Here is a 7,132-nt window from a genome sequence, read left to right on the forward strand (position 1 = left end):
CGGCAACGCCCTGATCACATGCCCGTCGGCCCGCGACATGCCTCGGCGGCTCAGCCCAGTCGAATGCCGGTCAGCTTTGCAGGATTAGCGAGATCGTATGTGCCCCAGACCAGTCCGTCGCGAATGGTGAAACCCATGACCCTGGGCGGATGTCCGTACCCGGCGGTGACCACCAGGCCCAGTTGTCCGTTGACCGAAGCGAATTCGTAGTTGTAGGCCGGATCGACGTCGGCGCCGTCCAGTCCGTACTTGCGTACGAGCCCCAAGTAGAAGCGCGCGATCCGGTCCGCGCCGCGCAGCACGTTCACCGTGGTGGAGGTGGTGCCGTCGGCATCGCCGATCACCACCGAATCCGGGTGCAGCGCAGCGGTAACCGCGCACACGTCACCGGACTGCAGCGCGGTCAGGAAACGCTGCACCGCGACCTCGTGCTCGGCATCCGGCACCGGCGGCGGCGTGTCCGCCACGGCCTTGCGTGCCCGGACCGCGAGCTGCCGCGCGGCCTCGACCGACACGTCGAGGATCTCGGCGATCTCGTCGAACGGCACCGAAAGCCCGTCGTGCAGTACGAAAGCCACCCGCTGCGGCGGGGTCAGGCTGTCCAGCACCACCATGGCCGCGAGGCGGTACTCCTGCTTGCGGACCACCACCGCCAGCGGATCCGGCGTGCTCGACGGCGTGCGATCGGTCACCACCGGCTCCGGCAGCCATTGCCCCACATAGGTTTCCCGGCGCACTGCGGCACTGCGCAAGCGGTCCAGGCAGATTCGGCTCACCACCGTCGTCAGCCAGGCGCGCGGGTCGTCGATCTCGGATTGGTGGGCACCGGCCAGCCGCAGCCAGCTCTCCTGCACCGCGTCCTCGGCGTCGCCGACGCTGCCCGTCAGCCGATACGCGACCGAGAGCAGATGCGCTCGATGTGATTCGAACAATCCGGCAAGCAGAGCGGCAACCATCAGGGAGATTCTACGATCTCCCGGCCGGTCGGTTTACCGCGGTGCCGCCGTGGCGACGCGCGGGAAACCCGATGCTCGGGCCGGGGGATTCATGACAACATGACTCGATGGACGCACACGCGCTGTCGAACGGAACGGTCTGGCTGTCGATCCCCACCGCGTCGGACATCGACGCGATCACCAAGTGTTGCCAGGATCCGTCCATCGGCGAGTGGGTGACCATCCCGGTGCCCTACACCCGCGACAACGCCCAGACCTTCGTCGACGACATCGTCGGCCCCGGCTGGGCGGGCCACAGCCCGACCTGGGCGCTGCGCCTGCACGAGGGTGGCCCGGTGGTCGGCATGATCGGCCTGGGCGAGCGCGACGAGTCCTCGGCCGAGATCGGCTTCTGGCTCGCCCCGAGTGAGCGTTCCCGCGGCCTGATGACCCAGGCGGTAAACCTGGTCTGCGACTACGGCTTCCGGCCCACCGGCCTGGCGCTGCGGCGCATCAGCTGGCGCGCCTTCGTCGGCAACTACCCCTCCGCCGCGGTGGCCCGCCGGGCGGGCTTCTACTACGAGGGCCTGGCCCGCCAGGGCAGCCTGCAGCGCGGTCGGCGTCGCGACCACTGGCTGGCCGCCCGCCTCCCCACCGACCCGCCCGGCCCCGCCGCGGGCTGGCCCGCCGAGTTCGACCGCGCGCTGCAACGAGCACCCGAACCCCGCTGAGTCCGCCCCGACCGCGCGGCAATTGTCGTGGTCAGGGGACCGGCCGTGCCGGGCTGTCGGGGGTCTCAGGGAGAATGGTCCGGAATCGATGCGAGGAGGGGCTGTGACGGACGGTCCGCTGATTGTGCAGAGCGATAAGACGCTGCTGTTGGAGGTCGACCATGAGTTGGCCGATGCGGCGCGGCAGGCCATCGCGCCGTTCGCCGAGTTGGAGCGCGCGCCCGAGCATGTGCACACCTATCGAGTGACGCCGTTGGCGCTGTGGAACGCGCGGGCGGCGGGGCACGACGCCGAGCAGGTGGTGGACGCGCTGGTCAGCTTCTCCCGCTACGCGGTGCCGCAGCCGTTGCTGGTGGACATCGTCGACACGATGGCGCGGTACGGGCGGTTGCAGCTGGTCAAGCACCCGGCGCACGGTCTGGTGCTGGTCAGCCTGGACCGCGCGGTGCTCGAGGAGGTGCTGCGGCACAAGAAGCTGGCGCCGATGTTCGGGGCCAGGCTCGATGACGACACGGTCGTCGTGCACGGCTCCGAGCGCGGCCGGATCAAGCAGATGCTGCTGAAGATCGGCTGGCCCGCCGAGGACCTGGCCGGGTACGTCGACGGCGAGGCGCATCCGATCGAACTGGACTACACCGACGACAAGTGGCACCTGCGCGACTACCAGCAGCTGGCCGCCGACTCGTTCTGGGCGGGCGGCTCCGGCGTGGTGGTGCTGCCGTGTGGCGCGGGCAAGACGATGGTCGGCGCCGCCGCGATGGCGAAGGCCAAGGCGACCACGCTGATCCTGGTCACCAACACCGTCGCGGGTCGGCAGTGGCGGCGCGAACTGCTGGCGCGCACCTCGCTGACCGAGGAGGAGATCGGCGAATACTCCGGCGAGCGCAAGGAGATCCGCCCGGTCACCATCGCGACCTACCAGGTGATCACCCGTCGCACCAAGGGCGAGTACAAGCACCTCGAGCTGTTCGACAGCCGCGACTGGGGCCTGGTCATCTATGACGAGGTGCACCTGCTGCCCGCGCCGGTTTTCCGGATGACTGCCGACCTGCAGTCGCGCCGCCGCCTCGGCCTCACCGCGACGCTGGTCCGCGAGGACGGCCGCGAGGGCGACGTGTTCTCGCTGATCGGCCCGAAGCGCTATGACGCGCCGTGGAAGGATATCGAGGCGCAGGGCTGGATCGCCCCCGCCGAGTGCATCGAGGTGCGGGTGACGCTCACCGACGCCGAGCGGATGTCCTACGCGACCGCCGAGCCCGAGGAGCGCTACAAGCTGTGCTCCACCGCGCGCACGAAAATCCCGGTGGTGCAGTCGATCCTGGCCAAGCACGCCGACGCGCCGACCCTGGTGATCGGCGCGTACCTCGACCAGTTGGACGAGTTGGGTGCCGCGCTGAACGCCCCGATCATCCAGGGTTCGACGAAAACCAAAGAGCGCGAAGAACTCTTCGAGGCGTTCCGGCAGGGCGAGATCCCGGTGCTGGTGGTCAGCAAGGTGGCGAACTTCTCCATCGACCTGCCGGAAGCATCGGTCGCGGTGCAGGTTTCGGGTACCTTTGGCTCCCGTCAGGAGGAGGCGCAGCGCCTCGGCAGGCTGCTGCGGCCGAAACATGATGGCGGCCAAGCCCATTTCTACTCGGTGGTGGCCCGGGACACCCTCGACGCGGAATACGCGGCGCACCGCCAGCGTTTTCTGGCCGAACAGGGGTATGCCTACCGCATCATGGACGCCGACGACCTGCTCGGTCCGCCCATCGGATAAGTGGAGGCATCTTCTCCGCAAACTGTGCTAGGAATAGGGACGTGCGACGCTTCGAATTCCCGGTCGACCGCAAGCATGCCCGCGCGGTCAACGAAGTCTTCGCCGACCAGCGTCGACTACGCATCATGGCTATCGCGGCCGCGATCATCGCCGCCGCGGGTGCGGCCTTTTTGATCTACCTCGACCACCCGTGGGCCTACCTGCTCACCATTGCCTTCATCCTCGGCACGGTGGTGGCGCTGTGGGTGGCCTTCTGGACCGCGCGGCACGCCAGCATCGACAAGCTCTACACCAATGGCGAGCTCGTGCCCGCGGTGGTGTCGGAGACCTATCCGTCGAGTGTGGTGCTGCTCGCGCTGGTCGACGTGGCCAAGCCGGGCGCCACCGATTCGCGCTACGCGCTGGTGATCCGGCGGGTGCACGCCTTGCCGGGCCACGCGATGGCGACGGGGGAGCGGGTGCCCTCAGTCGCGGTGCGCACGGACCGGGCGCCGCGGCAGGTCGGCGAGCGCTGGCAGTCGGTCAGTGCCATGCCGATCGCGTGGGGCACTACGGACCAGGCGGTCATCGACCGGGCCAGGAACACCATCAGCGATGCCGAATGGCGTTTGCTCACCGACAATCTCGCGCTCACCGACAAGGTCCGGCAAGCGCCCGCCAAGCGCCTGCTGCTCGATCCGCACCAGCTGCCGGGCGATCTCGGCTCCTGAGACCGGCAGCGATCTTGCCTTATTGGAGTTGCGCCGCCGCTTAGACTCCGAAGATGGTTCCGACGTCAAACCTGCTGGCGTTTCTCGCCGCGGCGACCGTGCTCATCATCGTGCCCGGACCCGGTGTGCTGTTCACCATCGGGCGCGCGCTCACGCTCGGCAGGCGGGCCGCCCTGCTGTCGGTGGCCGGGCACTGTGCAGGCGTGTTCGTCGCGCTGCTGCTCGTCGCGGTGGGGCTCGGCACGTTGCTGATGGCCTCGTCGCTCGCGCTCACCGTGATCAAGTTCGCCGGCGCACTGTATCTGATGTACATCGGGGTCCAGGCCTTTCGCGAACGCAAATCGCTGCTCGACGCGCTCGGCGCCAAGGTCGAGCCCGCACCGGATGCCAAGGTGCTGCGGCAGAGCGTGCTCGTCGGGCTGACCAACCCGAAGGCGATCATCTTCTTCGCGGCGATCCTGCCGCATTTCGCCGATCCCGCCGCCGGGTCGCTGCCGCTGCAATTCCTGATCCTCGGCTCGATCTTCCTGGCCGTCGCGCTGGTCTCGGACAGTGCGTGGGCGCTGCTGGCGTCCTCGGCGCGCACCTGGTTCGCCCGCTCGCCGCGCAGGCTGGCGGCGGTCGGCGGGGCAGGCGGGATGATGATCTTCGGGCTCGGCGCCTCGGTGGCGCTGACCGGAAGCACCGACTGAACCGACTAGCATTTAGCGAGGTCGGTACGGCCGTACCGAAAAGTGGGGGCGAAAAGGGGTGGTTGTCGAATGAGGTTGTCCGGCTGGATGTGTGCCGCGGTGGTCGGCGCGCTGGTCACCGCAACGGGGCCCGCGGCGGCCGACCCGCCGCCCGATCCGTTCACCGGATCGTCCGGGCTCGGCGACCCGTATTACCCGGAGGACGGCAACGGCGGCTACGACGCCCGCCACTACGACGTCACCATCGACTACGACCCGGCCGGCCACCAGCTCACCGGGACCACCCGCATCGACGCCGTCTCGACCCAGGCGCTGCGCGCGTTCAACCTGGACTTCGCCGGGCCCGCGGTGCGCACGGTGTCGGTGAACAACATGCCCGCCGGGTTCAACCGCAACGGCGAGCACGAACTCACCGTGACGCCGACGCTGCCGCTGCTGCCCGGTCTTCCGTTCACGGTCACCGTGGAGTACGCGGGCATCGCCGAGAACACCGAGGGCAACGGCTGGACGTACGCGCCGAGCGGCGGCGCCTTCGCCGCGGGCGAGCCGCACTCCGCGACCAGCTGGTACCCGCTCAACGACACCCCGTTGGACAAGGCGACTTTCGCGTTGCACGCGACCGTCCCCGCGGAGTGGGAGGTCGTCTCCAACGGCCTGCGCACCCAGGACGAGGTGCAGGGCGAGCGGCGGACGGTCAGCTGGGAGGCGCACCAGCCGGTGATCGGCTACCTGACCACCATCGCGATCGACAAGTTCAGCTTCCTGGACCAGCAGCGCGCCAACGGCACTCCACTGATCAGTGCCTTCGCCCCGCAGGCGGAACGGAACCGGGAGACCGAGCAGCGCCTGCCGGAGATCCTCGACTTCATCGAAAGCCTCTACGGCCCTTACCCGTTCGAGTCGTCCGGCGGCATCTACGTGGACGCCGACATCCTGTTCTCGCTGGAAACCCAGACCCGCCCGATCTACGCACCGTGGACCGACCTGCCGACCGCGGTGCACGAGATCACCCACCAGTGGTGGGGCGATTCGGTGTCGGTGCGGCAGTGGTCCGACGTCTGCCTCAACGAATGCTTCGCCAGCTACACCGCCGACTACCTGTGGCCGGAGCACAAGGAAGGCAAGGACGTCGACCAGCAGTACCGGCAGACCATCCAGAAGTACCAGGGCACCAGCGAGTTCTGGGAGATCCCGCTGGCAAACCCCGGCGCCGGAAAGGAATTCACGTCGGTCTACTACCGCGGCCCGCTGTTCCTGCACGCCCTGCGCAGACAGCTCGGCGACGACGTATTCTTCGCGGCGGTAAGAGATTTCAACGCAGGCCACGCCTACGGCAACGCGTCCATGCCCGAGTTCCGCACCTTCGTCCAGTCCAAGTCACCAACGGATCTGACCGGCTTCTTCGACGCCTGGCTCAACCAGAACACCCCGCCGCCGGACGAGTACCTCTACCCCGGCACCCTGCGCGGCTGACTTCATCGAGTCGAGTCATATGGTCGCTTGTTGATCTTCAACAGCAACCATATGACTCGCCTCGATGACACCCAACGACCCTTTGACTCGCCTCGATGACGCCCAACGACCCTTTGACTCGGCTCGTTTTCCCCAGCCTCTTTCAACCGGACCACAGCCAGTCCTCACGCTGGAACCCACACGCTGCCCATCACAGGCTGCGGAAGAGAAGGTCGGGTACCTCACCTGACGTGCTCAGCACTACTCCGGTCATCCGATGAACCAGTCGAAAACCTCTGGGACAGCACACCATCGGAGATCTCTCAGTAGACCAACCCGGACCAGTACACCCAGAGACCCTCGAAAAGGTGGACCTTTCCGGGCAAGTGCTGCTTAGGACTCCGCAGGTGGACAGTCCAGAGAAGCTGAAGACCTATCCACGTTTTCCCGTGAGTAGTGCTGGGCACGTCGCCTGCCGTACCCGGCTTTAGGTGCACGTCAGGTGCGCGATGTCGCGTTGCTGAGGTGGTCATCTGGCTGTGGTTACGTCACAAGCGCTTTGGACAAGAGCGGGTGGTCGGCGGCGGTTTCGATGGTCGATCAGACCCACGGGGCGCTCGGTGAGCCGGTGTCTCCAGGATCTGCACTCTGTCTCGGGATCGGCACTCGGAATAGGGCCCTAAAGCCAGTGCAGGTCCCGAGAGAGTGCGCAGATTCTGGTTTCGGCTTGGTGGGGTGGGGGCTGGGCGCTCGGGGCGGGGTGTGTTCCCGGTTCGATTGCGGATCCGCACTCTTTCTCGGCATTCGCCCCAGTGCAGGTCCTGAGAGAGTGCGCAGATTCTGGTTTCGG

The 7,132-nt window shown here is 67.5% G+C and carries 6 protein-coding genes; 5 read left to right on the top strand and 1 reads right to left on the bottom strand.

Annotated features, from left to right (window positions below):
• Positions 1-50 precede the first annotated feature (50 nt).
• Positions 51-956 (bottom strand): sigma-70 family RNA polymerase sigma factor, encoded by a 906-nt coding sequence (locus tag ACIBK2_RS08260; protein ID WP_396964978.1) that lies wholly within the window; start codon positions 954-956, stop codon positions 51-53.
• Between the two features lie 107 nt (positions 957-1,063).
• On the opposite strand from ACIBK2_RS08260, the gene ACIBK2_RS08265 reads away from it, so the two are divergent.
• The 5 genes from ACIBK2_RS08265 (at position 1,064) to ACIBK2_RS08285 (ending at position 6,303) form a co-directional block, all read left to right on the top strand.
• On the top strand, positions 1,064-1,666 hold the full coding sequence (locus ACIBK2_RS08265; protein ID WP_396964980.1) for a GNAT family N-acetyltransferase: 603 nt from the start codon (positions 1,064-1,066) through the stop codon (positions 1,664-1,666).
• A 103-nt stretch (positions 1,667-1,769) separates the two neighbouring features.
• A complete protein-coding gene (locus tag ACIBK2_RS08270; protein ID WP_396964982.1) occupies positions 1,770-3,428 on the top strand; it encodes a DNA repair helicase XPB in 1,659 nt (552 codons plus the stop codon).
• 41 nt (positions 3,429-3,469) lie between these two features.
• Positions 3,470-4,138 (top strand): DUF3239 domain-containing protein, encoded by a 669-nt coding sequence (locus ACIBK2_RS08275; protein ID WP_396964984.1) that lies wholly within the window; start codon positions 3,470-3,472, stop codon positions 4,136-4,138.
• A 53-nt stretch (positions 4,139-4,191) separates the two neighbouring features.
• Positions 4,192-4,830, top strand: coding sequence for a LysE family translocator (locus ACIBK2_RS08280; RefSeq protein WP_396964986.1), 639 nt, complete (start codon positions 4,192-4,194; stop codon positions 4,828-4,830).
• A 69-nt stretch (positions 4,831-4,899) separates the two neighbouring features.
• Positions 4,900-6,303: a M1 family metallopeptidase gene (locus ACIBK2_RS08285; protein WP_396964988.1), complete on the top strand. Its 1,404-nt coding sequence runs from the start codon at positions 4,900-4,902 to the stop codon at positions 6,301-6,303.
• Positions 6,304-7,132 lie beyond the last annotated feature (829 nt).

The sequence above is a fragment of the Nocardia sp. NPDC050175 genome (assembly GCF_044459885.1).
Classification (GTDB): domain Bacteria; phylum Actinomycetota; class Actinomycetes; order Mycobacteriales; family Mycobacteriaceae; genus Nocardia.